This is a genomic window from Comamonas sp. NyZ500 (assembly GCF_016772095.1).
In the GTDB taxonomy this organism is placed as follows: Bacteria; Pseudomonadota; Gammaproteobacteria; order Burkholderiales; family Burkholderiaceae_C; genus Comamonas; species Comamonas thiooxydans.
In genome coordinates this window covers 179,467-204,601 of record NZ_JAEIJE010000006.1, presented here as the reverse complement: position 1 = coordinate 204,601, position 25,135 = coordinate 179,467, and the positions used below count along the sequence as shown (strand labels likewise).

Genomic DNA, 25,135 nt, shown 5'->3' with positions numbered 1-25,135 from the left:
TCCATTGCCGCAATCTGCCGCAGCGCCTTCATGTTCTTCTTCGATCCATTTCTGTTTGCGCTGTTCAATGCCGATGCCCAGACGCACTGGTTCAGCATCCAGCTGGCACGTGCACTCTCGGCCTGGTTGCCCAATCTCAGCGGCATTCTTGTCCTCATCGCCCTGGTGTTCGGCTCACCGGCAACACGCCGCACCATGTTGATGCTGCTGCTGTCCATGGCCACGGCCTGGCTGATCGCCAGACTCATACGCTGGGGCTTCCCGGCTCCGCGCCCGTTCCAGCTCAATCTGGGCACGCTATGGATTCAGCATGGCGGACGTGCCGGCTTTCCCAGCCTGCATGCCAGCGGTGCCTTTGCCCTGGCCATGGCCCTCAGCCTGGGCGCAACCCGCCACCGCAAACCACTGGTCTGGCTGGCCTGGATAGCCGCCATCGGCATCGCCTGGAGCCGCGTCCATCTGGGGGTGCACTTTGCGTCCGATCTGATGGCCGGCGCGCTGGTGGGCATCAGCGGCGCGCTCATCGTCTGGCATATCGCCTTGCGGCTGCGCCGCCGCCGCCATCTGCGCGTCATGCCGCATCTCAAACGCCTGCGCAGCGCCTGGACAGCCCAGGCTTGAGCAAGACCTTAAGCGCTTGTTAAGAAGCGCTTTCTATCGTGGCGGCCATGAAGTTGTCCGCCCCCTCGCTCCCCCTCCCGCCTCTTCGCCAAGCCTCCACTCCAGCCCTGCTGAGCTGGACCGTCGTCGCCCTGGCCTGCGTACTGGCCTGGGACATGAGCAGCCTGGACATGCCCATGGCGCACTGGTTTGGCAGCAGCCAGGGCTTTGCCCTGCAGAACGACTGGTTCATGGTCAACATTGCCCATGAAGGTGCGCGCAAACTGGCCTGGGCCATCGTCATGGGGCTGAGCCTGATGATCTGGTGGCCTATCGGCTGGATGCGAAAAGTGTCTTACCCACGCCGGATACAACTGGTGGTGGGCGCACTGGTCTCGCTCATCATCATGGCGCTGATGAAACGCATCAGCGTGACCAGCTGCCCCTGGGACCTCGCCGACTTCGGCGGTGTAGGCCACTATGTCTCGCACTGGGCCTGGGGTGTCACGGATGGCGGCGGCGGCCACTGCTTTCCGGCCGGTCACGCCTCGGCGGGCTTTGCCTTCATCAGCGGCTACTTCGCGCTGCGCCACGATCTGCCACGCGCAGCGCGCCTGTGGCTTGCCACGGCTCTGCTTGCAGGTTTTGCCCTGGGCCTGGCGCAGCAGATGCGCGGCGCTCACTTCATGAGCCACACGCTGTGGACCGCCTGGCTGTGCTGGACGGCCAGCTGGTTTTGCGATCTGCTGACCACCCGCCGCCTGGCGCACCAGGCACCGGCGGATGCAGCCCTTTCTCCCGACGAACTGCTTGCCCAGGACTGAGCGCAGCACACACGCAAAGGTCATTCATGCTGCTTTTCGATGCCCCCGTATTTCACTTTCTGAATGCCAACACCCAGAGCCCGCTGTGGTGGATTCAGGCCTCGCGCTTCGCCTCCAACTGGTTGCCCGGCCTGTGCGCCCTGCCCGTAATTGCCGCCATGCTGGCACTTGGCAAAGGCTGGCGGCGCAGCCTGCAACTGGCCTTGCTGTCCATGGCATGTGCCTGGGTGACCTGCCGTCTGATTCGCTGGGGCTTTCCCATGCCCAGGCCGGCGCAACTGGGCATGGGCATGCAGTGGATATCACATGGTGCCAGCGCCAGCTTTCCCAGCATGCACGCCGCCGGCGCCTTTGCCCTGGCTCAGGGCGTCAACCTGGGCGTGGGCAGACATCAGCGCTGGCTGGTTGTTGTCGCATGGCTTCTCGCCACCAGCGTGGCACTCAGCCGCGTGGTGCTCGGCGTGCATTTCCCTTCGGATATTCTGGCCGGCATGCTGGTCGGTACCGTCAGCGCGGTACTCGTCTGGCGCAGCGCATTGCAGCTCAAACAAGCGCAGCGCCGCAAACAGCTCAAGCGCCGCCTGCAACCCCAGATCGCCTGAAGTACGCTACAAAAACAAAAGCTGCCAGCGCTTTATTCATAAGCACTGGCAGCTTTTTTGATGAGGCATGCTTCAAGTCAGAGGCATCGAGCAAGAGCCGCCTCGCAGCGAAGATGCCGTCCCCCTCGGGAGGAAGCGGCATAGCCGCTCAGGGGGCTCACTCCACCCTGCAGATCTTGAGCATATTGGTACCACCGGGCTGGCCCATGGGCTCGCCGCAGGTGATGGCGTAGACATCGCCGGACTGCACGATGCCGCGGGCCAGCAAATGGCCCTTGGCCTGGTCCAGCGCCATGTCGCGCTCGGCGCTGGTGTCCATCAGCAGAGGGCGCACGTTGCGGTACAGCGCCATCTTGCGCTGCGTGGCCAGCTTGGGTGTCAGAGCGTAGATGGGAATATGGATGCGATGACGGCTCATCCACAGCGCTGTCGAGCCGGAGTCCGTCAGCGCCACGATGGCCTTGGCACCCAGATGATGAGCGGTGAACAGCGCGCCGATGGCGATCGCCTGGTCGGTACGCTTGAACTGGCTGTTGCTGAAGTCGGCATCCTTGACGCGGTCTTCGGCCGCTTCCGCAGCGGCGCAGATGGCGGCCATTTCACGCACTGTTTCCAGCGGGTACTTGCCGGCAGCGGTTTCGGCGCTCAGCATCACGGCATCGGTGCCGTCCAGCACGGCATTGGCCACGTCGCTCACTTCGGCACGGGTGGGCACGGGGTTGGTGATCATGGACTCCATCATCTGGGTCGCGGTGATCACCACCTTGTCCATATCGCGCGCCATGCGGATCATCTTCTTTTGCAGCGCGGGCACGGCGGCATTGCCCACTTCCACGGCCAGATCGCCACGGGCGACCATGATGCCGTCGGAGACCTTGAGAATCTCTTCCAGGCGCGGAATGGCCTCGGCACGCTCGATCTTGGCGATCAGGCCGGGCTTGTGGCCGTACTGGGCAGCGGCCACATTGCACAGCTGGCGCGCCATTTCCATGTCGGTGGCGTTCTTGGGGAAGCTCACGGCCACGTAGTCGGCCTGGAAGGACATCGCGGTCTTGATGTCTTCCATGTCCTTGGCGGTCAGTGCGGGAGCCGTCAGGCCGCCACCTTGCTTGTTGATGCCCTTGTTGTTGGACAGCTCGCCACCCAGCTTGACGACGGTGTGTACCTCTTCACCGCGCACTGCGTCCACGGTCAGCACGATCAGGCCGTCGTTGAGCAGCAGCACATCGCCGGCCTTCACGTCACGGGGCAGCTCCTTGTAATCAAGGCCCACGCCGTTGATGTCACCCAGTTCGGTGCGCGATGCATCGAGCACGAAGCGCTCGCCGGGCTCGAGCATGACCTTGCCCTCGGCAAACTTGCCGACGCGGATCTTGGGACCCTGCAGGTCGGCCATGATGGCCACTTCGCGGCCTGCACGCTGGGCAGCCTCGCGCACCATGGTGGCACGGTCGATATGGTCCTGCGCCTTGCCATGGCTGAAGTTCAGGCGCACGACGTTCACGCCTTCGCGCACCATTTGTTCAAGCAGTTGCGGATCGCTGGAAGCGGGGCCCAGTGTGGCGACGATCTTGGTAGCACGACTCACTTGCATGAAATGTCTCTCTCGCGATGGAATGTAATCGGGTTTCAATTCTGGCACGAATGCGGTTACATGACTGCATCTTGCACGCTGCTGCCGCACCCGACAAGCCAGCCACAGGACCGCAAAAACAGTAGCTATCTACGCATGTCAATGATTGAACTCAGGTCACATCGAGCATGAAATGTTTATATTTCAAGCGCTTGCAGCTACTGATTCAGAAGCATAAGAGCGAAACTCGCGCCCGAATCGGCGCGCCTGCTGCAGCGCATCAAAGACCGCGTCGAAACAGTTTTGCCCGGCAGGTTCAAATGTGCAGGCCTCAGATCAGCCCGTGCGAGAGCAGATAGGTCACCACATGCGTGAGCATGGCGGCCTCGAGTCCGTAGCGCCAGAACATGATGCCCGCCAGCAACCCGTAGACGCTTTCACACACCAACAGCTGCAGTACGACCGGCACCGGCAGCTCGCCGACCACGGTCCAGCCCAGAAATACCGGAATGCAGCCGGACAGCAAGGCAGCCAATGCAATCGCCGCCCAGCCCAGCCGCCAGTCCGGGCGCTGCCTGGGGCTGCCGAAGGCCTTCCACAACATCCACATCACGCCGGTCAGCATGCCAAGACGCAATAGCAACTCTTCGGTAATCGCGCCGTAGAGCAGCTTGGGCCATAGCGGCAGGCCGTAGGCCGGGTCCACAAAAGACATGCTTTCGGGCCAGACCACGGCCAACGTCACCAGCCAGGCGGCACCGATCACGCCGCCCGCCACGCCTGGCAGGCTCAGCACGCGCACGCCGCGCCAGGGCATGCGTCCCTCGGCCACGGCATGAATCAATGGTGCGCTCAAGCCCAGCCTCGGGCCCAGCCGGACCCCGAGGCCCACGCTCAGCGCCAGCAGGACGCTCAAACCCGCCGTCGCGGCCCAGCCGACCACAATGTCGGAGCCGCCACTGGCCAGAGCGGCCAGCCAGGCTGGCGGCGTCGTCCAGGCCAGCGCCACCACGCCTGGCAGACCCAGCAACCAAAGCAGCAAGCCCATGCGCGCGGCAGACTGTGGCCTGGCCGCAGCGCGATGAGACAGGTGGGCAAAGGTCTGCGGCATGTTGAACCCTGGCTCAGGCCTCTCAGTCACGCATCAACGCTTCAATCTCGTCGGCTTTGACCGGCACGCCGCGGGTGATGAGCTCGCAGCCGGTCTCGGTGACGATGGCATCGTCCTCGATGCGGATACCGATGTTGTGGAACTGCTCGGGCACGCCGGGTGCAGGACGCACATAGATGCCCGGCTCTACCGTCGTGACCATGCCGGGGCGCAGGATGCGGCTGGGGCGATTGGCAATGGTTTCGCCCGAGATGGGGTCCTTGCGCTCGCTGATCACGCCCAGCTCGCTGGGTTCCACATAGCTGCCGCAGTCATGCACATCCATGCCCAGCCAGTGGCCGGTGCGGTGCATGTAGAACTGGAAGTAGGCACGCGACTCGATCACATCCTCGGCCGTACCGTACTTGGTACGGTCCAGCAGTCCCAGGTCCAGCATGCCCTGGGCCAGCACGGCGACGGTGGCGTCATGCGGGTCGTTGAAGCGCTTGCCGGCCCTGGTGACGGCAATCGCCGCTTCCTGGCTGGCCAGCACCAGGTCGTACAGCGCACGCTGCGCCCCGCTGAACTTGCCGTCGGCCGGGAAGGTGCGCGTGATGTCACTGGCATAACCATCCAGTTCACAGCCCGCATCGATCAGCACCAGCTCGCCCGCGCGCACCGGAGCCTTGTCGGCCTGATAGTGCAGCACGCAGGCATTGGCACCGGCTGCCACGATGGAGCCGTAGGCCACGTACTGCGAGCCATGCTGGCGGAATTCGTGCAGCAGCTCGGCGTCCAGATGGTATTCGCGCACCTCCTCGCCATTGCGGATCATGCGGGCCGAGCGCTGCATGGCACGCACATGGGCCTGGGCACTGATCTGCGCGGCTCGGCGCATGATGTCCTGCTCATGCAGGTCCTTGACCAGACGCATCTCGTCCAGCAGCGCACAGGCATCGCCCTGCTGTGTGGGACAGAGCACGCCAAAGCGCGAGCGGGCGCGCACCTGACTGAGCCAGCCTTCGACCTGTTCGGCCAGGCCCTTGTGGGTGGCAAAGGGGAACCAGACGCGCTCACGGTTTTCCAGCAGGCGCGGCAGGCGGGAATTGATTTCATCGCTGGAGAAGGCCTGAGCCATGCCCAGCTTGGTCTTGGCCGCCTCGGGGCCCAGGCGATAGCCGGTCCAGACCTCGCGCTCCAGATCCTTGGGCTGACAGAACAGCACGCTCTTGCCGTCGCTGGTCAGCACCAGGCAGGCATTGGGCTCGGAAAAGCCCGTGAGGTAGTAGAAGTAGCTGTCGTGGCGATACAGATACTCGGTATCGCGGTTGCGATGCAGCTCGGGAGCCGTAGGGATGATGGCGACACCGCCGTCGCCCAACTGGGCGGCCAAGCGTGCGCGGCGTTGGGCATATACAGAAGTCATGGGCATATCGTAATGCTGGCCGGGCATCTGTACATCAGCTTACATCTGCGGATGTCAGCTATTGCGCTCCTGCCCTTGTGTCGGTCTGAATCCCGGTGGCCAGCAGCGCCATCGCATCACCGGGCACCAGGGCCTCGGGCTGACTCGCGCGCCAGCCCGACCAGAGCAGACTTGCCCCGGACAGAATCAGCAGGCCGCAGACCAGCCATTCCACCAGCCTTTTGGGCCAGGCGGGCGGATGTCTGGCACTCCACCAGGTCACGCCCGTGACGACAGGAAAGGCCAGTGCCGTCCAGCCCATGACCGCCCAGTTCAGTTGCCCCTCCACAGCCACCATGGCAGCGCGCAGCAAGGAGCAGGAGACAAACATGGCAAACAGGCAGTGGCGCACCAGCATGCGATCCAGCGGCTGGCGGTAGAGGTGATAGACCATGGGCGGGCCGGGCGTGGCAAACAAACCGCCGAGCAGCCCCGACGACACGCCGGCCACCCACATCGAGACAGGGCCCGAGGGCTGGTCCAGCGCCTTCTTCTGCATCAGCAGCAACATGGCGCACAGCACGATCACCAGGCCCAGCAGCATGCGCAGGCCGTTGAGCGTATTGCCGCTGAGCCAGTGCAGCAGCAGCACCCCGCCGACCACGCCCAGCACGCTGCTGATGAGCATGGGCTTGAGCATGACCCAGTCCGGCTCGAAGCGGTAGGCGCGCATATAGCTGATGCCGTTGATGATGGACAGCAGACAGGCCACATTGGCCGCATCGGCAATATTCATCAGGCCCGTGGCCCCTGCCACGCCGACAAAGATCAGCCCGAACGCGAAGCCCGTGAGGTTCTGGCAGAACGCGGCCAGCCCCACCAGAGCCATGAAGAAAACGATTTGCATGCACTCACCCGATGACGGCCACAAGAGGAACTGTGGATTTGCATCCGGTTGCGCCAGTCAGAAAATTAAAAAGCATAGCAGACGCTTGCCATGACAAGCATTCGTGCAATCCACAGAGAAGCTCCTCAACTCATAGCTTCTAGCTCTTTGTTGCCATGGTTTTCAAGGTAATTCATGGGGTAAGTATTTTGATCTGCTGCGCCGACCACTCGATCAGATCGCCACGCTGCGCATGCCAGCCTTGGGGCGCGAAATCCGGCCAGTGACAAAGCAGCTCGCGGGTTGGCACATCCCATAGCCAGCCCTGCCCTTCGCCCACCACCAGCAAGCGACCGCTCACGCAGTGCAGATGTCGGGCAGGCGGCAGGCCGGGCATGGGCCAGAGCTGGCCCGCATGGCCTTCCTCGGGCACAGGCGCATGGATATCGAAGATCACCACGCCCGGCGCATGCAGGCAGTCGCCAAAGCCATCGTCATCCCAGTTGCCGACGTTCCAGATCGCGACGCGCGAGTCATCCAGCCACACGCAGGGCTGATCCCAGCCCTCGCCCTGCGCCAGCCGCTTGCGCGAGGGGCCGTCCTCGGACTCCCAGCGATTGCCATCCAGCCAGGCGGGCAGCGACCACACGGCGGGAATGCCCACGGGTGCCCAAACCCAGCCGTCGTCCAGCAGCCATTGCTGCGAAGGGCTGGGCAGAAGACGGCCATGAAAATAATCCAGATAGTGCGGCTGCTCGAACGCCAGCCCATCGCGCTCGGTCAGGTTCTCGCCCGTCGCGCAATCCATGGCATCGAGCCGGTTCCACTGCGTGCGGTGAATCAGCACATCGCGGCCCTGGTGCTGGACAAATGCGATGGAAAAAGGCACGGTCCTGGGGTGGTAGTCGCCCCCAAAAAGCTGCACGACGCGCTCGCCCGTACGCAAATTCACCAGCACGCCAAATGTGCCTCCATCATCTGCAATCACCGCATAGTCGCCACTGAGCGCGCAATGCACCTTGAAGCCATGCGGCCAGTGCGGCGCAGGCGGTGTCGGCTCTGGCAAATCCAGCTGCGCCAGTTGCTGGCTCCGGCCGCTTGGCAGCTTCAACGCATGCAAGCCGCCGTCCTCGGTCAGCAGCAGCAACTGGCCCCAGCCAGCCTGCGCAGTGCAGGCGTGGACGATGTGCGGGCCTTGCCAGTCGATGCTGCGTGCCCTCATGTCTCAGCCCTGATTGAGCTCGGCCAGTCGCTCGGGCGTGCCCACATCGACCCAGCGACCGGTGTAGAGCGAGGCCCCCACGCGGCCGTCCTGCATGGCGCGGCGCAGCAGCGGGGCCAGCGGGGCGCGCAGGCCTTCGGGGTTTCCGGGCTGCACATCGAACCACGGTGCTGCAAACAGCTCGGCTTTCAAGAGCGCAATCGTGCTGTAGGTATAGCGCGGGCGTTCGTCGTCGGCAGACAGATCCAGCGCCTTGCCGTCCTCGCTCAGACCAAAGTCGCCACGCGGATTGTGTGCAGGATTGGGCACCAGCCACAGATGGGCCAGTTCATCGCTGTGCGCAAACGCCTGGGCATCCTGCACCGCAAAGCAGAAATCCGGCGCATAGACATCGCCTGCGGCCAGCCAGAAAACCCGGCCCAGCTGAGGCAGGGCGCGGCTGATGCCGCCAGCGGTTTCAAAGGCTTTCTCGGGTTCCTCCGAATAGGAAAGCCCTAGCTTCGCGCTCGCGCCCCCATCGGGTTGCGGCACGAATTCATCGCCGAAATACGCGGGAATCTGCGCCCCCAGCCAGCCGGTATTGATGACGGCCCGTGCCACGCCCGCAGCCTGCAGCGCCTGCAGGTGCAGCTGCAGCAGCGGAACGCCCTGCACCTTGAGCAACGGCTTGGGCGTGATATCGGTCAGAGGCCGCATGCGCTCGCCCCGGCCTGCGGCCAGCAGCATTGCAGGGGGTTGCACCAGGAGGGGGGCAGCGTTTTCTACAGTCATTGCAATCAGCTTTTCAACACGGTTTGAGGTGCGCAAGACACCTGTTTCTGGGGTTGCACTGTAGAGCATTGACCCGCATCCCGCCTGCGAAAATTGGGCCTCCATTAAAATAATGGGCTTAGCAGAATTACCCCTCCTTTTCGGAGCGCCCTGATGGCCAACACTCAAAATATGGCGAATGCAATCCGTGCACTCGCAATGGATGCCGTTCAACAAGCCAATTCCGGCCACCCCGGTGCCCCCATGGGCATGGCCGACATGGCCGTAGCGCTGTGGAGCCGCCACCTCCAGCACAACCCCGTGAACCCTCACTGGGCCAATCGCGACCGCTTCATTCTGTCGAACGGTCACGGCTCCATGCTGATCTATGCGCTGCTGCACCTGAGCGGCTACGACCTGCCCATCGAAGAGCTGAAGAACTTCCGCCAGCTGCACAGCAAGACTGCCGGCCACCCCGAAGTGGGCATCACTGTCGGCGTGGAAACCACCACCGGCCCTCTGGGCCAGGGCATCACCAATGCCGTGGGCTTCGCACTGGCTGAAAAGCTGCTGGCTGCCGAGTTCAACAAGGACAAGCACGAGATCGTCGACCACCACACTTATGTGTTCCTGGGCGATGGCTGCCTGATGGAAGGCATCTCGCATGAAGCCGCCGCGCTGGCCGGTGCCTGGAAGCTGAACAAGCTGATCGCTCTGTACGACGACAACGGCATCTCCATCGACGGCAAGGTTGCTCCCTGGTTCATCGACAACACGCCCGAGCGTTTCGAAGCCTACGGCTGGAACGTGATCCGCGCCGTGGACGGCCACAACGTGGACGCCCTGGACAAGGCCATCGCCGCCGCCAAGAAGAGCGCCGACAAGCCCACACTGATCTGCTGCAAGACCCATATCGGCAAGGGCTCGCCCAACCGTCAGGACACGGCCAAGGCCCACGGCGAACCTCTGGGCGCAGAAGAAATTGCACTGACCCGCGCTGCTCTGGGCTGGACCTACGGCCCCTTCGAGATCCCTGCCGAGGTCTACACCGACTGGAACGCCAAGGATCTGGGCACCAAGGCCGAAGCTGCCTGGAACGAAAAGTTCGCTGCCTACACCGCCGCCTTCCCCAAGCAAGCCGCCGAGTTCACGCGCCGCATGGCTGGCGATTTGCCCGCCAACTTCGGTGAAATCGCCGCCAAGATCGCCTCCGACGCCCATGACGCCGGCGCCACCGTGGCCAGCCGCAAGGCCAGCCAGCTGGCTCTGGAAGGCCTGACAGCCGCTCTGCCCGAGCTGCTGGGCGGCTCTGCCGACCTGACCGGCTCCAACCTGACCAACACCAAGTCCACCCCCTCTTTCCGCGTGGACGACAAGGGTGCCGTGGTCAAGACCGAAGAAGGCCAGATCGGCCGCCACATCAACTACGGTGTGCGCGAGTTCGGCATGGCCGCCATCATGAACGGTGTGGCGCTGCATGGCGGCTTCATCCCCTACGGCGGCACCTTCCTGACCTTCTCCGACTACAGCCGCAACGCCATCCGCATGGCCGCGCTGATGAAGCAGCGCGTGATCCACGTCTTCACGCACGACTCCATCGGCCTGGGCGAAGACGGCCCCACCCACCAGTCCATCGAGCACGCAGCCTCCCTGCGCCTGATCCCCGGTCTGGACGTGTGGCGCCCCGCCGACACCACGGAAACCGCCGTGGCCTGGACCGTGGCCCTGAGCCAGAAGAACAAGCCCACAGCCATGCTGCTGAGCCGCCAGAATCTGGCTTACTCGCCCAAGAGCGAAGACGCGCTGGACAACATCGCCTGCGGCGCCTACGTGCTCTCCGAGCCCAAGGATGTGGGCCTGAAGGGCAAGAAGGCCCAGGCCGTGATCATCGCCACCGGCTCCGAAGTGCAGCTGGCTCTGGCTGCCCAGAAGCAGCTGGCCGAACGCAAGATCGCCGTGCGCGTGGTCTCCATGCCCAGCACCACGACCTTCGACAAGCAGGATGTGAAGTACAAGAAGGCCGTGCTGCCCGCCGGCCTGCCCCGCATCGCCGTGGAAATGGGCGTGACCGACTTCTGGTGGAAGTACGGCTGCGCCGCCGTGGTCGGTATCGACACCTACGGTGAGTCCGCTCCCGCAGGTGTGCTGTTCAAGCACTTCGGCTTCACCGCCGAGAATGTGGCCGACACCGTGCAGGTCGCCCTGCAGAACGCTGGCAAGTAAGCGCAAAAGGGGCCTCGTGCCCCTTTTTTCCGGCTGAAGTTTGCTCACCCGCAGTCCTCAGCCATCCGGACCAGGCCCAGGGTGCCGAGTCCGGGCACAATCCGCTCCGGTTTTTCATTACTCACTATCTACGAGGCAACTATGACGATCAAGGTTGGTATCAACGGCTTCGGCCGCATTGGCCGCAACGTGCTGCGCTCCGCAGTGCAAAACTTCTCCGACATCGAAATCGTCGGCATCAACGACCTGCTGGAGCCCGACTATCTGGCTTACATGCTGAAGTACGACAGCGTGCACGGTCGCTTCGACGGTGAAGTTTCTGTCGAAGGCAACACCCTGGTCGTCAATGGCAAGAAGATCCGCCTGACGCAAGAGCGCGATCCCGCCAACCTGAAGTGGAACGAAGTCGGCGCCGACATCGTGATCGAGTCCACCGGCCTGTTCCTGACCAAGGAAACCGCCCAGAAGCACATCGACGCAGGCGCCAAGAAGGTCATCCTGTCCGCTCCTTCCAAGGACGACACCCCCATGTTCGTGTTCGGCGTGAACCACGGCACTTACAAGGGCGAAGCCATCATCTCCAATGCTTCGTGCACCACCAACTGCCTGGCTCCCGTGGCCAAGGTCCTGAACGACAAGTGGGGCATCAAGCGCGGCCTGATGACCACCGTGCACGCAGCGACCGCCACGCAAAAGACCGTGGACGGCCCTTCCAACAAGGACTGGCGCGGTGGCCGCGGCATTCTGGAAAACATCATCCCCTCTAGCACTGGCGCTGCCAAGGCCGTGGGCGTGGTGATCCCCGAGCTGAACAAGAAGCTGACCGGCATGTCCTTCCGCGTGCCAACGTCTGACGTGTCCGTGGTCGACCTGACCGTGGAGCTGAACAGCGAAGCCACCTACGAAGAAATCTGCGCCGAAATGAAGGCCCAGTCCCAAGGCGCTCTGAAGGGCGTGCTGGGTTACACCGAAGACAAGGTCGTCGCCACCGACTTCCGCGGCGAGACCTGCACCTCCGTGTTCGATGCCGAAGCCGGTATCGCCCTGGACAAGACCTTTGTGAAGGTCGTGTCCTGGTATGACAACGAGTGGGGCTATTCCAACAAGTGCCTGGAAATGGTGCGCGTGGTGGCCAAGTAATCTTCACGATTACATGCAAAAATAGGCTCAATCGCTTATCAGATAAGCGCTGACAGCTATCAAAAAGCCAGCATGGGACGCCATGCTGGCTTTTTTTCGTCCCGCAAGACCGGAGCCGGCCGGAGCATGTCTCGGATACATTTGTAACACGCAGCCGCCACCAACGCCCCAGAGCATGAAGCGCGGCCACTTCCTCGGACAAGGCCGCCATGTTTATTGCGATTCCTCTTGAGAACAAGCCTTCCTGGCGCTCGCCGCCCTGGATGACGGTGCTGCTCATCATCATCAACTGCGTGATCTTCTGGGGCTGGCAGGCACCCGAGGAACAGGCCGTGGAAAAAGCGGCCCAGCAATATGCCCAGACCGCTTTGCCGACGCTGGAGCTGCCACCTTTCCTGAGCTATCTGGAGGAGCAATCCGCCCAGGGCAGCAAGCGCTTTGACCAGCACACGCTGCAGGCCGTGCGAAAGCTCTATCAGCACAAGGCCTATGCCCAGCTCTATGCGCTGCTGTGGGAGGAGAAGAAATTCCGCCAGCGCCTGCTGGACGGCCAGGTCATCACCACCAGCCACCCACGCCATGCGCAGTGGCAGGCTGCACGTGCCGCCTTCGCGCCCCACGAGCCGCGCGGCAGCTTTACCGAGCGCTGGTCCATGAGCTATGAGAATGGCGCCGGCTGGCAGCCCCTGCAGGCCTTCACCTCCATCTTTCTGCATGGCAGCACCAGCCATCTGCTGGGCAATATGGTGTTTCTGTTTCTGTTCGGCTTCACCCTGGAGCTGGCTTTGGGCGCCTTCACCTATCTGGCCTTCTACGTGATCGGCGGCATCGGCGCCTCGCTGTTCGCGCTGATGTTCTATGCCGGCATGGGCGGTTACGGCCTGGGGGCATCGGGTGCGATTTCGGCCCTCATGGCCATGTATGCGGTGATGTACCGCATGCGCCGCATCCGCTTCTTCTACATGCTGCTGTTCTACTTCAACTACGCGCGCTGGCCGGCCCTGATCATGCTGCCGGTCTGGATGGGCGTGGAGTTGCTGCAGCATCTGCTGGGCGGCAAGCAGGTGGCCTATATGGCGCACTTTGGCGGTCTGCTGACGGGCGCCCTGCTGATGTGGAGCTATATGCGTCTGCAGACCGTCGCGGCGCCAGTCAACGAAGAAGAGCAGGCCCTCGCCGCCGCCCGGCCGCTGGCCGAAGCCGTGGCCCGGGCCCAGCGCCATACCGATGCGCTGGAATTTGGCCGCGCCGCTCCGGCCTGGCGTGAAGCAGCACGCCTGGCCCCCTCGGACCCGGCCATTCTGCGGGCCTGGTTTGAAAGCTCGCGCCATCAACCCGCCAGCGAAGACTTTCATGCTGCGGCGCGACGCATCTTCAAGCTGCCGGCCACCACGGACGCCGAACGCCAGCTGCAGCTGGCCAGCTATCGCAGCTATCAGCAGCGCGCACAGCCCGGCATGCGCATGAGCGCCGACACCATGCATGGACTGGTGCGCAGCTTCGTGCGCCTGGGAGCCCTGCCCGAGGCCGAAAAGCTCTGCCGCTCCTTACACAAGCTGGCGGACCATCCCCAATGGCCGGCAAGCTTGCTGCTGCTGGTCAACGGTATGGCCCAGGCCGGGCGTGTGCAGGATGCCAAAGCCTGGCTGCCTGCGCTGCAGCAATCGGCTCCTGAGGAAGCTCTCACACGCTGGCTGGCACAACAGCGCTAACCAACGCCTTGCCGCGCTCAGGTCTTGGCTTCCAGCTCCTGCAGCTCATCACGCAGCACCCACTGCGCTTCCTGGGTGCTCGTGTGCTCGGGAAAGTGCTGCTTCATGCGCATGTAAACGGCCACCCCCTGCATGGGCTGCTCCACGCCCTGCTTGTAGGCGCGCACCACCAGCTCCAGCATGGGCGGGATCAGAGTGCTGCCGGCAAAGCGCTTCTCAAAATCCTTGGCCAGGATCAACACATATCTGGGCTTGCCGGCCTTCCAGGCCTGCTGTGCCAACTCGTAACTGAGCTGCGCCGAGTCGGGCTTGAAGTCCGGCTTGCGCTTGACGCAGCTCACCCAGGCTTCCAGGGCCTCGCTGGCGCGCTGCTGGGCGAGCAACATGGGAATGAAACGCTGGCCCAGCTCCGCCAGGGCATCCGCGCGTTCGGTCAGCTTGAGCACCCGGAAGTAACGGCGGCAATCGGGCAGGCTCTCATAGTCCTCCCGCTGCCATTCGCGCGCCTGGTTCACAGCCTCGTCCATCTTGTTGTCCTGCACCAGCCTGGCCACCAGCGCATCGCGACGCCTGGCTTCCAGGGCCGCAGGGTCGATCTGCACGGTCGCAGGCCCCTCGGGTGCCTGCACGGGATCGATATCCAGAGCGGCATGATGCTGGTACATGACATAGCCGATCATGGCCGCCATCACCCAGCTGAAATAAATCATCACAAAGCTCACCAGGGGCAGCACCAATCCGGGCGCCGCAACCTTGAGCAGCATCGCCAGAACCATGGGCGAGCCCTGCTGCAGCAGAAACAGGAAAAAGCACAGCAGCAGATAGGACTTGCCGATACCGATAATCGTGGCCAGCAGCTCGAAGGGATTAACGGCCGAGCTCAGGCTATTGGTATTGATCAGCACCATCCAGGTGGCAGGAATCAGGAAGGCCACCAACAGATTGGCAATCACGCCCAAGGTCAGGCTGCGGGTCGCCATAAAGCCCACAAATATTCCGAAAACGACGAGTACCCCGAAGAATTTCCAGGGCAGCCATTTCCAGTCCTCATCGACCTGACTGGACCGGAAATCGGAGCTATGAGTAATTCCATGCGAGGCGAGTGCCGAAACTTTGAATGCATAACGGCTGACTGCCAGCATCAAGCCCAGGCCCACAAACAAGACTCCAATCCACCCGAACATCAAGCCATAACTGCATGCCGACAACAGCAATGCATAGAGCAAAGGTTCGGTCTGCAGAGGAAACAGAAAAAAGCTATTGAGCTTTTGCCAGAACGGAGGGATTTTCCACTCGGAAGAATCACCTTTTTGGTGAACACCACGTATCGAATTCAATGTCTGCTCTCCCACTCTCGGTTTGATGAATCATCTGCAAGCCCGCTTGCAGTGACCTAATCCGCTCTGGTATTGCCCGATTTTTCTTTGAAATCGGGTCATTGCGGAATTCTGCGGTAGAAATTCGCCCTGAATCCAAATACCGATAAACAGCCGGCATATTGCTTTTTTCGCTTGCCAGAAACCCCGCAAACGCTTTTGCAGCCGTGCTGGCTGGTCAAACCGCTTGAATCGATAACGGATATGACTGCAAGGATTGCAGGGAGCGCTTAAAGTGGCCCAGGTTTTATGGAGAAGCAGCGAATGATTCACAGCGCACACGCACAAAGCAGCCCCACCCCGTACCGCATCACTCTGACCGATGCCCAAGGCCATGTCTGGCATGCCGATGAACCCGTGAATGATGGCGGCGCCGACACCGCGCCCAACCCCATGCAGCTCATGCTCTCGGCCCTGGGAGCCTGCACGGCCATCACCCTGCATATGTACGCGGGTCGCAAGCAGTGGCCGCTAAGCCATGTCGATGTGGATCTGCAGCTGAACCCCGAAGGCAAGCCCGTGGACGCCAACCAGATCACGCGCAGCATCACCTTGCATGGCGAGCTGGACGACGAGCAGCGCCAGCGCCTGCTGCAGATTGCCAATGCCTGCCCCGTCCACAAGCTGCTGGAAGGCAAGGTTTCCATCCCCACCGCCTTGACCGAAGCCGCGCAGGCATGAAAAAAGACACCTCACGCCCCCACCGCGTGGTACTCGCCTCCTTAGGGAGGGCCGCCTTCATCTTGGGAACTGCCTGGCGATAAAAAAAGCCCTGCAGTCACCGGCAGGGCTTTGGTCGCTGTTGTGTGTAACTTGATTACACCGTCACTTCCAGCGCACCCACTTCCACATAGTGTTCGAACTCGCGTTTGGCCAGAGATGCGGTTTCGGGCTGCTGGTCCTCTGGATCGACCCAGGACAGCACGTAGCTGGCGATGGCGGTATCGACCTTCATCTCTATGCCCATGGGAATCTGCTCGGACGGACCATCTCCGACACGATGCTCCACCTTGCCTGTGACGCGAGCGGCAAAGTGCTCGGGATACAGCTGGATCTCGACTGCCGAGATCTGGTTGCCTTGAGTGCTGTGTTCGTTCATGTTTATTCCTCCTGCAGTTGTTAGGTCGCTGCGCACGAATTGCACAACGTGAAAGCCACTGCTAGCGGCCTACGCCTTAACTTAGCCGACTCCTGGCGGAGCCCGTGTCAGCCTATTGGCTGAATCCTCACAGTGATGTAACTGCGTGCAAGGCGTTGCTGCATTCTGCCGTCTGATTGCGCAAATACCGCATATCCCTGACACTCGAATCCCCTCGCCGTCAGGATTTGTCATGAGTGAATCAAAGAACTTACAACGTCTGCCCACCCGTATAGCCGATGTCGGCGGCATCCCCATCCACCGAGCCATTCCTCAGGCCGCGCTGCGCAAAGTAGGGGCCTGGTGCTTCCTCGACCACGCCGGCCCGGCCGTCCCCCCTCCTCCCGGCATGCAGGTCGGGCCCCATCCTCACATCGGCCTGCAGACTTTCACCTGGATGATCGAGGGAGAGGTACTGCACCGCGACAGCCTGGGCAGCGAGCAGATCATCCGCCCCGGCCAGGTCAATCTGATGACGGCCGGCCACGGCATTGCCCACTCCGAAGAAGCCCAGACACTGGGCGTGCATGCAGCCCAGTTGTGGATTGCCTTGCCCGACAGCCATCGCCATATCGCGCCCCGCTTCCAGCATTACCCCGACCTGCCCAGGACCGAGATCGGCGACTTTGCCGTGACCGTGCTGGCCGGTGAAGCCCTCGGTCTGGCGGCCCCCGCAGAAGTCCACTCCCCGCTGATGGGCGTGGACCTTCTGGCCTGCGGCACGGCTGGCCAAGCGTGCGCCACCATGCCGCTGCGCGCCGACTTCGAGCATGCGGTGATGAGCCTGTCAGGCGAGGTGAAGGTTGAAGGCCAGGTGTTGCCCTCGCAGGAGCTGATCTACCTGCCCGTGGGCACGCAGGAAGTGCAGCTGGAATGCACGCCCGGCAGCCGCCTCATCATCATCGGGGGCGAGCCCATGGATGAAGCCATCTTGCTGTGGTGGAACTTTGTGGCCCGCACCACCGAAGAAATGCAACAGGCCCAGCAGCAATGGGAGGCAGAGGCGGCCACCGATGCGGAGCTCGTCAACGGCCAGCCACGCCGTTTTGGCAAGCCCGTGGCTTCGCCTCTGAAGTCGTTGCACTCTCCCTCACTGGCTGGCGTCAGCCTGCGCGCCTCCAGATAATCCTGCCGGCGCTTATTCAATTCGCACCAATTTGGTGCGAATTGAATTTCTCAAAAAGAAAAATAAAAGCATCTTTGCAAGTTTTTGATGAATTTTGAAAGCTTTTAGAGGCAACGCACTCTCTTCAAGGGAAGGCAAGCCAGACGTTATGCATGAAACGTTTGGACTCATGCACGCCAAGCTTTCATAATCGAGCCAACGCCCTGGCCACGAAAATGCGACCGCCGCTTTTCGTCCGGGGCGTTGCCACGTCCTGCCCAACTCAACTTTGCAAAGAAAGCCGATCAATGCGTCAAGAACATGACTTCATTGGCATCAAAACCATCCCTCCCGACGCGTATTGGGGTGTTCATTCCGCACGCGCAGTGGAGAACTTCCCCATCACCGGTCACTCGGTCGCGCACATGCCCGAGCTGATCCGCGCGTTTGCCTTTGTCAAAAAGGCGGCGGCCCAGGCCAATCTGCAGTTTGGCGCCATCAATCTCAAACAAGCCACCGCCATCTCCCAAGCCTGCGATGATCTGATTTCCGGCCAGCTGCACGAGCAGTTTGTAGTCGATGTGATCCAGGGCGGCGCCGGCACCTCCACGAATATGAACGCCAATGAGGTGATCGCCAACCGTGCACTCGAGCACCTGGGATTGCCCAAAGGCACTTACGACGTGATCCACCCCAATGATCATGTCAATGCTTCGCAGTCCACCAACGACTCCTACCCCACAGCCGTCAAGCTTGCCACCTACGCTGGCATCCAGAAGCTGCTGATCGCCCTGGCCGAGTTGCGCTCTGCTTTCGAAGCCAAGGCCGGCGAATTCGCCCATATCCTGAAAATCGGCCGCACACAATTACAAGATGCCGTGCCCATGACTTTGGGCCAGGAGTTTTCCGCTTTTGCTGCCATGATCGCCGACGATGAAAAGCGTCTGCGCGAATCCGCCTATCTGATGACCGAGGTGAACATGGGTGGCACGGCCATCGGCACCGGCATCAACGCTCCCGTAGGCTACGCCGGCGCCGTGACCAAGGCCTTGGCTGAAATTTCGGGCGTCCCCGTCGTCAAAGCCGGCGATCTGATCGCCGCCACGGGAGATACCGGCGCCTTTGCCGACATTTCCGGCATCTTGAAGCGTGTTGCAGTCAAGCTCTCCAAGATCAGCAATGACCTGCGCCTGCTCTCCTCGGGCCCTCAAGCAGGAGTGGCAGACATCAAGCTGCCGGCGCGCCAGGCCGGCTCATCCATCATGCCCGGCAAGGTGAATCCCGTGATTCCCGAGGTAATGAACCAGGTCTGCTTTGAAGTGATAGGTAACGATGCCGCCATCACCATGGCCGTGGAAGCCGGCCAGTTGCAGCTCAACGCCTTCGAGCCGCTGATGGCCTGGGCTCTGCATAAAAGCCTCAGCCACCTGAGCAACGCCTGCAAGACGCTGCAAGTCAACTGCGTGGAAGGCATTGTGGCCAATGAAGCGCTGCTGGATTCCCGCATTGCCGAGTCGGTGACGCTGGTGACGGCGCTGAACCCTCTGATCGGCTACGAAAAGGCCGCCAAAATTGCCAAGACCGCCATTGCCAACGGCAAGCAGATTGCCGTGGTGGCGGAAGAACTGGGCATCATGAGCCGGACCGAAATGAACAAGCTGCTGGTCGCCGACAAGCTGACCCAGGCCGGCGCATTGACCGCTGCATAAGCGCACTCTTTATCGACAATGCAAAAGGGCATGTTCGCCATGAACATGCCCTTTTTGGTTGATATGCTTTTAATAGCTTAGTATGCCTATATTCAAAGGGCAGGAAGCCAAAAACGCTTCATATTCAAGCCACTGCGGCATTCTCGTCACTGGGGTCATCCACGCCGCGCACGCTTTCACGCAGATTTTTGTCCTTGAGCTTGCCAAGATCGGTCTCCACCGCGCGTTTGAGCTTTTCAATCGCTGCGCTGAAGGCCTCCTTGACCTTTTCGGCTTCCGCATTCACTGCGATGGGGGGGCGACCTGTGGCCCGGGTTTCGAGCACACAGCGTTTGCCTGGGCCGCCCGTGGTCTTGAGGGCATCAACGCCCGTGAGGAAGACCTCCACACGCACCACATACTCCTTCAGGCGGGCCAGCTTGGCATTGATCTCCTCCTGCGCCCATTGAGCCAGAGACTCTCCACCCTGGATGGAATCGTCGGCATGAACCTGTACTTGCATGCAAATCCTCCTAGTCACCAAATGCCGCAACCGCTGCGGCGAAATCTGTAGGGGTGCCATAAAGGCAGGCGAAAACATCGTAACGCCAGAACCTTGTTCTGCCCATCGGGGCTTGTTACGCCAGCAAAGGACAGGGGCTTTGACCATTGTGGAGGCAGCTTCTCCCGGATTTGAAAGAGATAGCAACAAGGGTAGGTTCTATGAGCTTTGCCCTTGAGCCAAAGCAAAAAGTGCCGACCGGTAATTTGCAAAAAGTAAGCGTTTTTACGCCTCGGGCCGTCAGTTAATGCCAGCCTTCGATTCAGGCTCCGCGACAAAGCCGATGCGCGTCAGGCCTGCTGCGTGGGCCCAGCCCATGACCTGCACCACGCGACCATAGGGAACGCTGGTGTCGGCACGCAACTGCACCTCGGCCTGAGGATTGCGCCGCCCCAGCTCTTCCAGTTGCTGCTGCACTGCCGCATCGTCCGCCACGCCCCCCTGAATCCAGATTTCGCCGGTGAGGCTGACCTCCACCATCAAGGCATCGCTCTTGCTCACGGCAGTCTGCTGCACTGCTGTTTGCGCCTTGGGCAGTTGCACGCGCAAGGTGGCAGCCAGCATGGGAGCAGCCAGAATGAAGATCACCACCAGCACCAGCATCACATCCACCAGCGGCGTGACATTGATGGTGTTGATCGGAGTTTCCGCCCCCTGACGGCGGCTCATGCGACCGAATGCCATGACGCCATCCTTTATGAAGCATCCACTCCGAACTGGGCATGCAGATCATGGGCAAACCCCTCCAGCACAGCCTCCAGCTGGCTGGCCGAACGCCCGAGCAGGTTATAGGCCAGCACAGCAGGCAAAGCGACAGCCAGACCGGCGGCCGTCATGACCAGGGCTTCACCCACAGGCCCGGCAAGCTGAGCGATATCGACCTGACCGCTGCCCGCCAGCGTTCCCAATGCATGGTGAATGCCCCAGACCGTACCCAACAGGCCCACAAACGGTGCCGTTGCACCAATGGTGGCGAGCAAGGTCTGACCCCATTGCAACTGGGTCGATGCCTGACCCAGAGCCTCACGCAGGCTGCGCAACAGCCGCTGCCCCTGCGCCGCGCTTTGTGCCAGAGAGCCTTGCGCTGCCGCTCCGCCCTGCGCCACGGCATCGGCCATGGCCTGCACCAGCCCCTGTCTATCCAGCGCCTTGACCTGCGCCATAGCCTGGACCAGATCGGGCATCTGCCAGAACGCAGCCACGGCCTGCGGCACGCGTCGGCGCGCTACGGCCATAAACCAGAGCTTGTAGAGGATGACCACCCAGCTGAGCACGGACATCAGCAGCATCAAGGCCGCCGTCGCCCATGTGACCGCATCGCCCTCTGCCAGCCATTGCCACATTCCTGCAGACATCACTCACCTCGCTCCCAGAAATAGCAAGGGGCCGTCACGGCCCCTTTGCAAATTGCGCGGTCAGCGCAGATTCAGCACATCGTACATATCGTACTGGCCAGTCTTTTTGTCGGCCAGATAGGCCACGGCGCGCAGGCTGCCGTTGGCATAGCCGGCACGGCTGCTGGACTTGTGCGCGATCTCGATGCGCTCGCCGGTACCGGCAAACAGCACGGTGTGATCGCCCACGATATCGCCGCCGCGCACGGTGGCAAAGCCAATGGTGTCGGCCTTGCGCTCGCCGGTGTGGCCGAAGCGCTCATACACGGCGCGGTCGGCCAGCTTGGTGCCCTGGGCTTCGGCAATCACTTCGCCCATCTTCAGGGCCGTTCCAGAAGGTGCGTCGACCTTGTGCTTATGGTGAGCTTCGACGATCTCGATGTCGTAGCCGCCTTGCTGCAAGGCCTTGGCCGCCATCTCCAGCAGCTTGAAGGTCACGTTCACGCCCACGCTCATATTGGGGGCGAAAACGATGGAAGTCTTTTGGGCAAACTCGGTGATCTGCGCCTTTTGCTCATCCGAGAAGCCTGTGGTGCCGATGACCACGCCAACGCCCAGATCGGCCGCAACGGCCAGGTGCTCCATCGTGCCTTCGGGGCGCGTGAAGTCGATCAGGCAGTCGGCCTTCGACAGGGCTGCGCGCACATCGCTTTCGATCTTCAGCCCGCTGGGCTTACCCAGGAATGCAGAAGGATCGGTGCCGATGGCAGGGCTGTCGGCGCGGTCCAGTGCCGCAGCCAGCACGCAGTCGCTGCTGTTCAGAATCGCTTCGATCAGCATATGGCCCATGCGGCCGGAGGCACCCGCCACAGCAACGCGCTGAGGGGTGGAGGAATGGGTGGTGGATGCGGTCATGGCGCTATCACTCGATCAAATGAAAGACGGCAGGATCACATCCACGCCGTCATAAAAAGAGAGCATCCACCGCTTTCTGCAAGCGGGGAACAGCCTGTTCTGATGCTTAACGCGATTCCAGCGATGGATAGCTGGTGGCGGCGGGCGGCAGATTGGCCGCAGCCTGCTCGGCTTCGGTGTTATTGCGTGCGGGATATTTGGCCAGCTGGGCTTCGCTGGCTTCCAGCTGCGGAACCTTGGGCGTGCCCTTCATGCCTTTGAGGCTGGCCACGAAGTCGGCCTCGGAAGGCATCTCGTCACCTTCGGCGCGCACAAAGGCGTCGCCATTGAAGAAGACGGTGAGCTTGCGGATCTGCGACTCCACACCGGGGCGATTGATGGTGAACACGTATTCCCAGCGATCGCCGTGGAACACGCTGGTCACGAGAGGTGTGCCCAGAATGTCGCGAATCTGCTGGCGGCTCATGCCGGGCTGCAAGGCCTCGACCTGTTCCTTGGACACGAAGTTGCCCTGCACGACATCGACCTTGTAAGGAGTGACGGCATTGGCGACACGGTGCGCGGCGCCATCGATACTGTTGCAGCCGGCCAGTGCCGCTGCGATTGCCAACGTCAGGGCCAGACCTGCGCGGCTACGGGCTTGAACATGCATGGGTAATGGCATAGGGATATGATCGGGTTCATTGTAGCGGCAGGCCCCGGAGACACTTGGAGATTCCCTTTATCTGCGTGTAAAGCTTCTCCTTAAACAAGTGAGTCCAGCCTTCCATGTGCCCGTAGTCCACCAAGAGAGCCGACATGAAAAATATTGATGAACTCAAAAGCACGGGCCTCAAAGCCACTTTGCCGCGTCTGAAGATCCTGGAAATCTTCCAGAAGGGCGCCCAGCGTCACATGACGGCGGAAGATGTTTTCCGCGTGCTGCTGGACGAGCGCTCGGACATCGGCCTGGCCACGGTTTACCGCGTGCTGACCCAGTTCGAGCAGGCCGGCATCCTGATCCGCAGCAACTTCGAAAGCGGCAAGGCCGTCTACGAGCTCAACGAAGGTCAGCACCACGACCACTTCGTCTGCACCAGCTGCGGCAAGGTCGAGGAGTTCTATGACGCCGAGATCGAGAAGCGCCAGAACCTGATCGCCAAGGAAAAGGGCTGGGTGATCCAGGATCACTCCATGGCGCTCTACGGCCAGTGCGCCGAATGCGCCACACGCGCCGCCAAGTAAGAACGCAAAACGCGACGGCGAACCCAGGGGGCAGGACATGCAGATGTCTTGCCCTTTTTACATTTGGTGAGGACTTCTTTACATAGCTCCATCAAGCCTCAAACCAAACGCGAGCCGGACTGCGTATGCTGCAGTCATTCCCGCGCTTGAGGAGACCCGGTTCATGCGGCTGCTACCGTTTTCACCTGTCCAGGGCCTGCTCTGTCTGGCAGTCCTCGCATTGACCGCCTGCGCACCGCTGGCCCCCTCATCGGGCCGCCCCAGCCCCGAGGTTCTGCAGGCGCTGAACAGCAGCGCCCTGCCCGACAAGCCCAGCGCGCGGCAAAGCCAGCAATGGCTGGACCGGGTCACCTGGGGCGCCACCGACCATGATGCGGCCCGGCTGCAGCAGCAAGGCCTCAAGCGCTGGCTGGCCGCTCAGCTCTGCCCCTCCTCCGCGCCCATGCCGCCCGAGGTGCAGCAGCACATCGACGCTCTGGGCATCAGCCAGAAGCCCATGGCGCAGATCCAGCGCGAAATTGCCGACCAGCGCCTGGCCATTCGCAACAGCCAGGATCCCGAGGAGGCCGCCAAACTGCGCAGCGAGCTGCAACGCCAGCTCAATCAGCTGGGCGGCGAAGCCCAGAAACGCCATATCTGGCGCGCGCTTTATTCGCCCCACCAGTTGCAGGAGCAAATGACCTGGTTCTGGATGAATCACTTCAACGTCAGCACCCGCAAGGGCGATGTGCGCATGTGGGTGGGCGACTACGAGGAGCAGGCCATTCGCCCCCATGCGCTGGGCAAATTCCGCGAGCTGCTGACGGCCAGCATGCGCCATCCGGCCATGCTGCTGTATCTGGACAATGCCAGCAATGCCGCCGGGCGCATCAATGAAAACTACGCGCGCGAACTGCTGGAGCTGCACACCATGGGCGTGGGCAGCGGCTACACCCAGGCCGATGTGCAGGCCATGGCCCATGTGCTGACCGGTGTGGGCTTCTCCACCCGGGAAGTCGATGCCCCGCCGCCCAGGATGCGCCCCGAACGCCAGGGCGACTACGTTCGCCATGGCTTCTTCGAATTCAACCCCAATCGCCACGACTACACGCCCCAGGTCTTGCTCGGCAGGCCGCTGGAAAAAAGCGGACTGGCCCAGGTCAACGAGGCAGTAGACCGCATAGTGGCTTCGCCCGTCACTGCGCGCTTCATAGCACGCAAGCTCTGCGTCTATTTTCTTGGCGACAAGCCGCCCCAGCCCGTGGTCGAGCGCACGGCCCAGGCCTTCGAGCGCAGCCATGGCGATATTGCCGCCACGCTGGCGGCCCTGCTGAGCGACCCGCAGGCTCAGCAGTTCGGCCAGGGCTTCAAGGACCCGGTCCACTATGTGCTGGGCGCCACACGCCTGGCATACGACCAGCGCGTGGCCAGCGATGTGGGGCCGGTACAGAACTGGCTCAACCAGCTGGGCCAGCCGCTATACGGCCACGAAACACCCGACGGCTACCCCGTGACGCAGTCGGACTGGTCCAGCTCCGGCCAGATGAATGCCCGCTTCGAGGTGGCAAGGCAGATTGGCAGCCGCGGCGCGCTGCTGTTCCGCAGCAGCCCGCAGCAGCCGCTGGAGAAGCCGCCCTATCCCGACCTGGACAAGCGCAGCAGCGTCCAGGCTCGCGTGCCGGCATTGGGTGCCGCCACACGCGCCGCACTGGCCCAGGCCAGGAATCCGGCGGACTGGAACAGCTTTTTCCTCTCCGCCCCCGAAATGATGTACCGCTAAGGAGGGC

Annotated in this window: 24 protein-coding genes; 11 read left to right on the top strand and 13 right to left on the bottom strand. The window is 62.1% G+C overall.

Annotated elements, in window-relative coordinates; translation table 11 throughout:
* Nucleotides 1–30 precede the first annotated feature (30 nt).
* Genes JAO85_RS12025 through JAO85_RS12015 form a run of 3 tightly spaced genes read left to right on the top strand, consistent with a single transcriptional unit; the run spans nt 31 to nt 2,026 of the window.
* On the top strand, nt 31–621 hold the full coding sequence (locus JAO85_RS12025) for a phosphatase PAP2 family protein (protein WP_202788145.1): 591 nt from the start codon (nt 31–33) through the stop codon (nt 619–621).
* 47 nt (nt 622–668) lie between these two features.
* Nucleotides 669–1,424: a phosphatase PAP2 family protein gene (locus JAO85_RS12020; RefSeq protein WP_202788144.1), complete on the top strand. Its 756-nt coding sequence runs from the start codon at nt 669–671 to the stop codon at nt 1,422–1,424.
* 26 nt (nt 1,425–1,450) lie between these two features.
* On the top strand, nt 1,451–2,026 hold the full coding sequence (locus JAO85_RS12015; protein ID WP_202788143.1) for a phosphatase PAP2 family protein: 576 nt from the start codon (nt 1,451–1,453) through the stop codon (nt 2,024–2,026).
* Between the two features lie 157 nt (nt 2,027–2,183).
* On the opposite strand, the gene pyk is transcribed toward JAO85_RS12015, so the two are convergent.
* The 6 genes from pyk to JAO85_RS11985 form a co-directional block, all read right to left on the bottom strand.
* Entirely contained in the window at nt 2,184–3,620 is a 1,437-nt protein-coding gene (pyk, locus tag JAO85_RS12010) for a pyruvate kinase (RefSeq protein WP_004340286.1), read from the bottom strand.
* 310 nt (nt 3,621–3,930) lie between these two features.
* Nucleotides 3,931–4,710 (bottom strand): CPBP family intramembrane metalloprotease, encoded by a 780-nt coding sequence (locus JAO85_RS12005; RefSeq protein ID WP_012840250.1) that lies wholly within the window; start codon nt 4,708–4,710, stop codon nt 3,931–3,933.
* 22 nt (nt 4,711–4,732) lie between these two features.
* Complete coding sequence (locus JAO85_RS12000; RefSeq protein WP_039050305.1) at nt 4,733–6,142, bottom strand: aminopeptidase P N-terminal domain-containing protein; 1,410 nt, start codon at nt 6,140–6,142, stop codon at nt 4,733–4,735.
* Nucleotides 6,143–6,173: 31 nt separating this feature from the next.
* The gene (locus JAO85_RS11995) at nt 6,174–7,001 is read right to left on the bottom strand and encodes a sulfite exporter TauE/SafE family protein (protein WP_039050306.1); all 828 of its coding nucleotides are present in this window, start codon (nt 6,999–7,001) and stop codon (nt 6,174–6,176) included.
* 172 nt (nt 7,002–7,173) lie between these two features.
* Nucleotides 7,174–8,202, bottom strand: a complete 1,029-nt coding sequence (locus JAO85_RS11990) for a hypothetical protein (protein ID WP_202788142.1) — start codon at nt 8,200–8,202, stop codon at nt 7,174–7,176.
* A 3-nt stretch (nt 8,203–8,205) separates the two neighbouring features.
* The gene (locus tag JAO85_RS11985) at nt 8,206–8,973 is read right to left on the bottom strand and encodes a nucleotidyltransferase family protein (RefSeq protein WP_202788141.1); all 768 of its coding nucleotides are present in this window, start codon (nt 8,971–8,973) and stop codon (nt 8,206–8,208) included.
* Between the two features lie 153 nt (nt 8,974–9,126).
* On the opposite strand from JAO85_RS11985, the gene tkt reads away from it, so the two are divergent.
* From tkt to JAO85_RS11970, 3 genes are all read left to right on the top strand, one after another.
* Nucleotides 9,127–11,175 carry a transketolase gene (gene tkt / locus JAO85_RS11980; protein WP_202788140.1) on the top strand — a complete coding sequence of 683 codons (2,049 nt, stop codon included), beginning with the start codon at nt 9,127–9,129 and terminating at the stop codon, nt 11,173–11,175.
* Nucleotides 11,176–11,316: 141 nt separating this feature from the next.
* Complete coding sequence (gene gap, locus JAO85_RS11975) at nt 11,317–12,315, top strand: type I glyceraldehyde-3-phosphate dehydrogenase (protein ID WP_003060372.1); 999 nt, start codon at nt 11,317–11,319, stop codon at nt 12,313–12,315.
* Nucleotides 12,316–12,524: 209 nt separating this feature from the next.
* Complete coding sequence (locus JAO85_RS11970; RefSeq protein WP_202788139.1) at nt 12,525–14,027, top strand: rhomboid family intramembrane serine protease; 1,503 nt, start codon at nt 12,525–12,527, stop codon at nt 14,025–14,027.
* Between the two features lie 17 nt (nt 14,028–14,044).
* On the opposite strand, the gene JAO85_RS11965 is transcribed toward JAO85_RS11970, so the two are convergent.
* Entirely contained in the window at nt 14,045–15,211 is a 1,167-nt protein-coding gene (locus JAO85_RS11965) for a hypothetical protein (RefSeq protein ID WP_237734809.1), read from the bottom strand.
* A 456-nt stretch (nt 15,212–15,667) separates the two neighbouring features.
* Between JAO85_RS11965 and JAO85_RS11960 the strand changes: the two genes are divergently transcribed.
* The gene (locus JAO85_RS11960; RefSeq protein ID WP_202788137.1) at nt 15,668–16,084 is read left to right on the top strand and encodes an OsmC family protein; all 417 of its coding nucleotides are present in this window, start codon (nt 15,668–15,670) and stop codon (nt 16,082–16,084) included.
* A 136-nt stretch (nt 16,085–16,220) separates the two neighbouring features.
* Here JAO85_RS11960 and JAO85_RS11955 read toward each other — a convergent pair whose 3' ends face one another.
* On the bottom strand, nt 16,221–16,502 hold the full coding sequence (locus JAO85_RS11955; protein WP_003072434.1) for a hypothetical protein: 282 nt from the start codon (nt 16,500–16,502) through the stop codon (nt 16,221–16,223).
* Between the two features lie 232 nt (nt 16,503–16,734).
* Here JAO85_RS11955 and JAO85_RS11950 point away from each other — a divergent pair, with 232 nt between their 5' ends.
* Together JAO85_RS11950 and JAO85_RS11945 are read left to right on the top strand one after the other, a co-directional pair.
* On the top strand, nt 16,735–17,667 hold the full coding sequence (locus JAO85_RS11950; protein WP_012840259.1) for a pirin family protein: 933 nt from the start codon (nt 16,735–16,737) through the stop codon (nt 17,665–17,667).
* A 287-nt stretch (nt 17,668–17,954) separates the two neighbouring features.
* On the top strand, nt 17,955–19,355 hold the full coding sequence (locus JAO85_RS11945; protein WP_012840260.1) for an aspartate ammonia-lyase: 1,401 nt from the start codon (nt 17,955–17,957) through the stop codon (nt 19,353–19,355).
* Between the two features lie 124 nt (nt 19,356–19,479).
* Here JAO85_RS11945 and JAO85_RS11940 read toward each other — a convergent pair whose 3' ends face one another.
* The 5 genes from JAO85_RS11940 to JAO85_RS11920 all read right to left on the bottom strand — a co-directional run bounded on the left by JAO85_RS11940 (nt 19,480) and on the right by JAO85_RS11920 (nt 22,797).
* A complete protein-coding gene (locus tag JAO85_RS11940; RefSeq protein WP_003060358.1) occupies nt 19,480–19,857 on the bottom strand; it encodes an HPF/RaiA family ribosome-associated protein in 378 nt (125 codons plus the stop codon).
* A 279-nt stretch (nt 19,858–20,136) separates the two neighbouring features.
* Nucleotides 20,137–20,580, bottom strand: a complete 444-nt coding sequence (locus tag JAO85_RS11935; RefSeq protein ID WP_202788136.1) for a biopolymer transporter ExbD — start codon at nt 20,578–20,580, stop codon at nt 20,137–20,139.
* A gap of 11 nt (nt 20,581–20,591) precedes the next feature.
* Nucleotides 20,592–21,251: a MotA/TolQ/ExbB proton channel family protein gene (locus JAO85_RS11930; RefSeq protein WP_046460441.1), complete on the bottom strand. Its 660-nt coding sequence runs from the start codon at nt 21,249–21,251 to the stop codon at nt 20,592–20,594.
* Nucleotides 21,252–21,311: 60 nt separating this feature from the next.
* Nucleotides 21,312–22,145 (bottom strand): 4-hydroxy-tetrahydrodipicolinate reductase, encoded by an 834-nt coding sequence (dapB, locus tag JAO85_RS11925; protein WP_039050313.1) that lies wholly within the window; start codon nt 22,143–22,145, stop codon nt 21,312–21,314.
* 106 nt (nt 22,146–22,251) lie between these two features.
* A complete protein-coding gene (locus tag JAO85_RS11920) occupies nt 22,252–22,797 on the bottom strand; it encodes an outer membrane protein assembly factor BamE (RefSeq protein ID WP_003061572.1) in 546 nt (181 codons plus the stop codon).
* 146 nt (nt 22,798–22,943) lie between these two features.
* On the opposite strand from JAO85_RS11920, the gene fur reads away from it, so the two are divergent.
* Entirely contained in the window at nt 22,944–23,369 is a 426-nt protein-coding gene (gene fur / locus JAO85_RS11915) for a ferric iron uptake transcriptional regulator (protein ID WP_003060349.1), read from the top strand.
* A 163-nt stretch (nt 23,370–23,532) separates the two neighbouring features.
* On the top strand, nt 23,533–25,128 hold the full coding sequence (locus JAO85_RS11910; RefSeq protein ID WP_202788135.1) for a DUF1800 domain-containing protein: 1,596 nt from the start codon (nt 23,533–23,535) through the stop codon (nt 25,126–25,128).
* Nucleotides 25,129–25,135: the final 7 nt, after the last annotated feature.

Excerpts from the sequence above, each read along its gene's own strand:
- JAO85_RS12025 (WP_202788145.1), top strand. The coding sequence starts at position 31 with ATGTTCTTCTTCGATCCATTTCTGTTTGCGCTGTTCAATGCCGATGCC.
- JAO85_RS12020 (WP_202788144.1), top strand. The coding sequence starts at position 669 with ATGAAGTTGTCCGCCCCCTCGCTCCCCCTCCCGCCTCTTCGCCAAGCC.
- JAO85_RS12015 (WP_202788143.1), top strand. The coding sequence starts at position 1,451 with ATGCTGCTTTTCGATGCCCCCGTATTTCACTTTCTGAATGCCAACACC.
- pyk (WP_004340286.1), bottom strand. The coding sequence starts at position 3,620 with ATGCAAGTGAGTCGTGCTACCAAGATCGTCGCCACACTGGGCCCCGCT.
- JAO85_RS12005 (WP_012840250.1), bottom strand. The coding sequence starts at position 4,710 with ATGCCGCAGACCTTTGCCCACCTGTCTCATCGCGCTGCGGCCAGGCCA.
- JAO85_RS12000 (WP_039050305.1), bottom strand. The coding sequence starts at position 6,142 with ATGCCCGGCCAGCATTACGATATGCCCATGACTTCTGTATATGCCCAA.
- JAO85_RS11995 (WP_039050306.1), bottom strand. The coding sequence starts at position 7,001 with ATGCAAATCGTTTTCTTCATGGCTCTGGTGGGGCTGGCCGCGTTCTGC.
- JAO85_RS11990 (WP_202788142.1), bottom strand. The coding sequence starts at position 8,202 with ATGAGGGCACGCAGCATCGACTGGCAAGGCCCGCACATCGTCCACGCC.
- JAO85_RS11985 (WP_202788141.1), bottom strand. The coding sequence starts at position 8,973 with ATGACTGTAGAAAACGCTGCCCCCCTCCTGGTGCAACCCCCTGCAATG.
- tkt (WP_202788140.1), top strand. The coding sequence starts at position 9,127 with ATGGCCAACACTCAAAATATGGCGAATGCAATCCGTGCACTCGCAATG.
- gap (WP_003060372.1), top strand. The coding sequence starts at position 11,317 with ATGACGATCAAGGTTGGTATCAACGGCTTCGGCCGCATTGGCCGCAAC.
- JAO85_RS11970 (WP_202788139.1), top strand. The coding sequence starts at position 12,525 with ATGTTTATTGCGATTCCTCTTGAGAACAAGCCTTCCTGGCGCTCGCCG.
- JAO85_RS11965 (WP_237734809.1), bottom strand. The coding sequence starts at position 15,211 with ATGTTCGGGTGGATTGGAGTCTTGTTTGTGGGCCTGGGCTTGATGCTG.
- JAO85_RS11960 (WP_202788137.1), top strand. The coding sequence starts at position 15,668 with ATGATTCACAGCGCACACGCACAAAGCAGCCCCACCCCGTACCGCATC.
- JAO85_RS11955 (WP_003072434.1), bottom strand. The coding sequence starts at position 16,502 with ATGAACGAACACAGCACTCAAGGCAACCAGATCTCGGCAGTCGAGATC.
- JAO85_RS11950 (WP_012840259.1), top strand. The coding sequence starts at position 16,735 with ATGAGTGAATCAAAGAACTTACAACGTCTGCCCACCCGTATAGCCGAT.
- JAO85_RS11945 (WP_012840260.1), top strand. The coding sequence starts at position 17,955 with ATGCGTCAAGAACATGACTTCATTGGCATCAAAACCATCCCTCCCGAC.
- JAO85_RS11940 (WP_003060358.1), bottom strand. The coding sequence starts at position 19,857 with ATGCAAGTACAGGTTCATGCCGACGATTCCATCCAGGGTGGAGAGTCT.
- JAO85_RS11935 (WP_202788136.1), bottom strand. The coding sequence starts at position 20,580 with ATGGCATTCGGTCGCATGAGCCGCCGTCAGGGGGCGGAAACTCCGATC.
- JAO85_RS11930 (WP_046460441.1), bottom strand. The coding sequence starts at position 21,251 with ATGTCTGCAGGAATGTGGCAATGGCTGGCAGAGGGCGATGCGGTCACA.
- dapB (WP_039050313.1), bottom strand. The coding sequence starts at position 22,145 with ATGACCGCATCCACCACCCATTCCTCCACCCCTCAGCGCGTTGCTGTG.
- JAO85_RS11920 (WP_003061572.1), bottom strand. The coding sequence starts at position 22,797 with ATGCATGTTCAAGCCCGTAGCCGCGCAGGTCTGGCCCTGACGTTGGCA.
- fur (WP_003060349.1), top strand. The coding sequence starts at position 22,944 with ATGAAAAATATTGATGAACTCAAAAGCACGGGCCTCAAAGCCACTTTG.
- JAO85_RS11910 (WP_202788135.1), top strand. The coding sequence starts at position 23,533 with ATGCGGCTGCTACCGTTTTCACCTGTCCAGGGCCTGCTCTGTCTGGCA.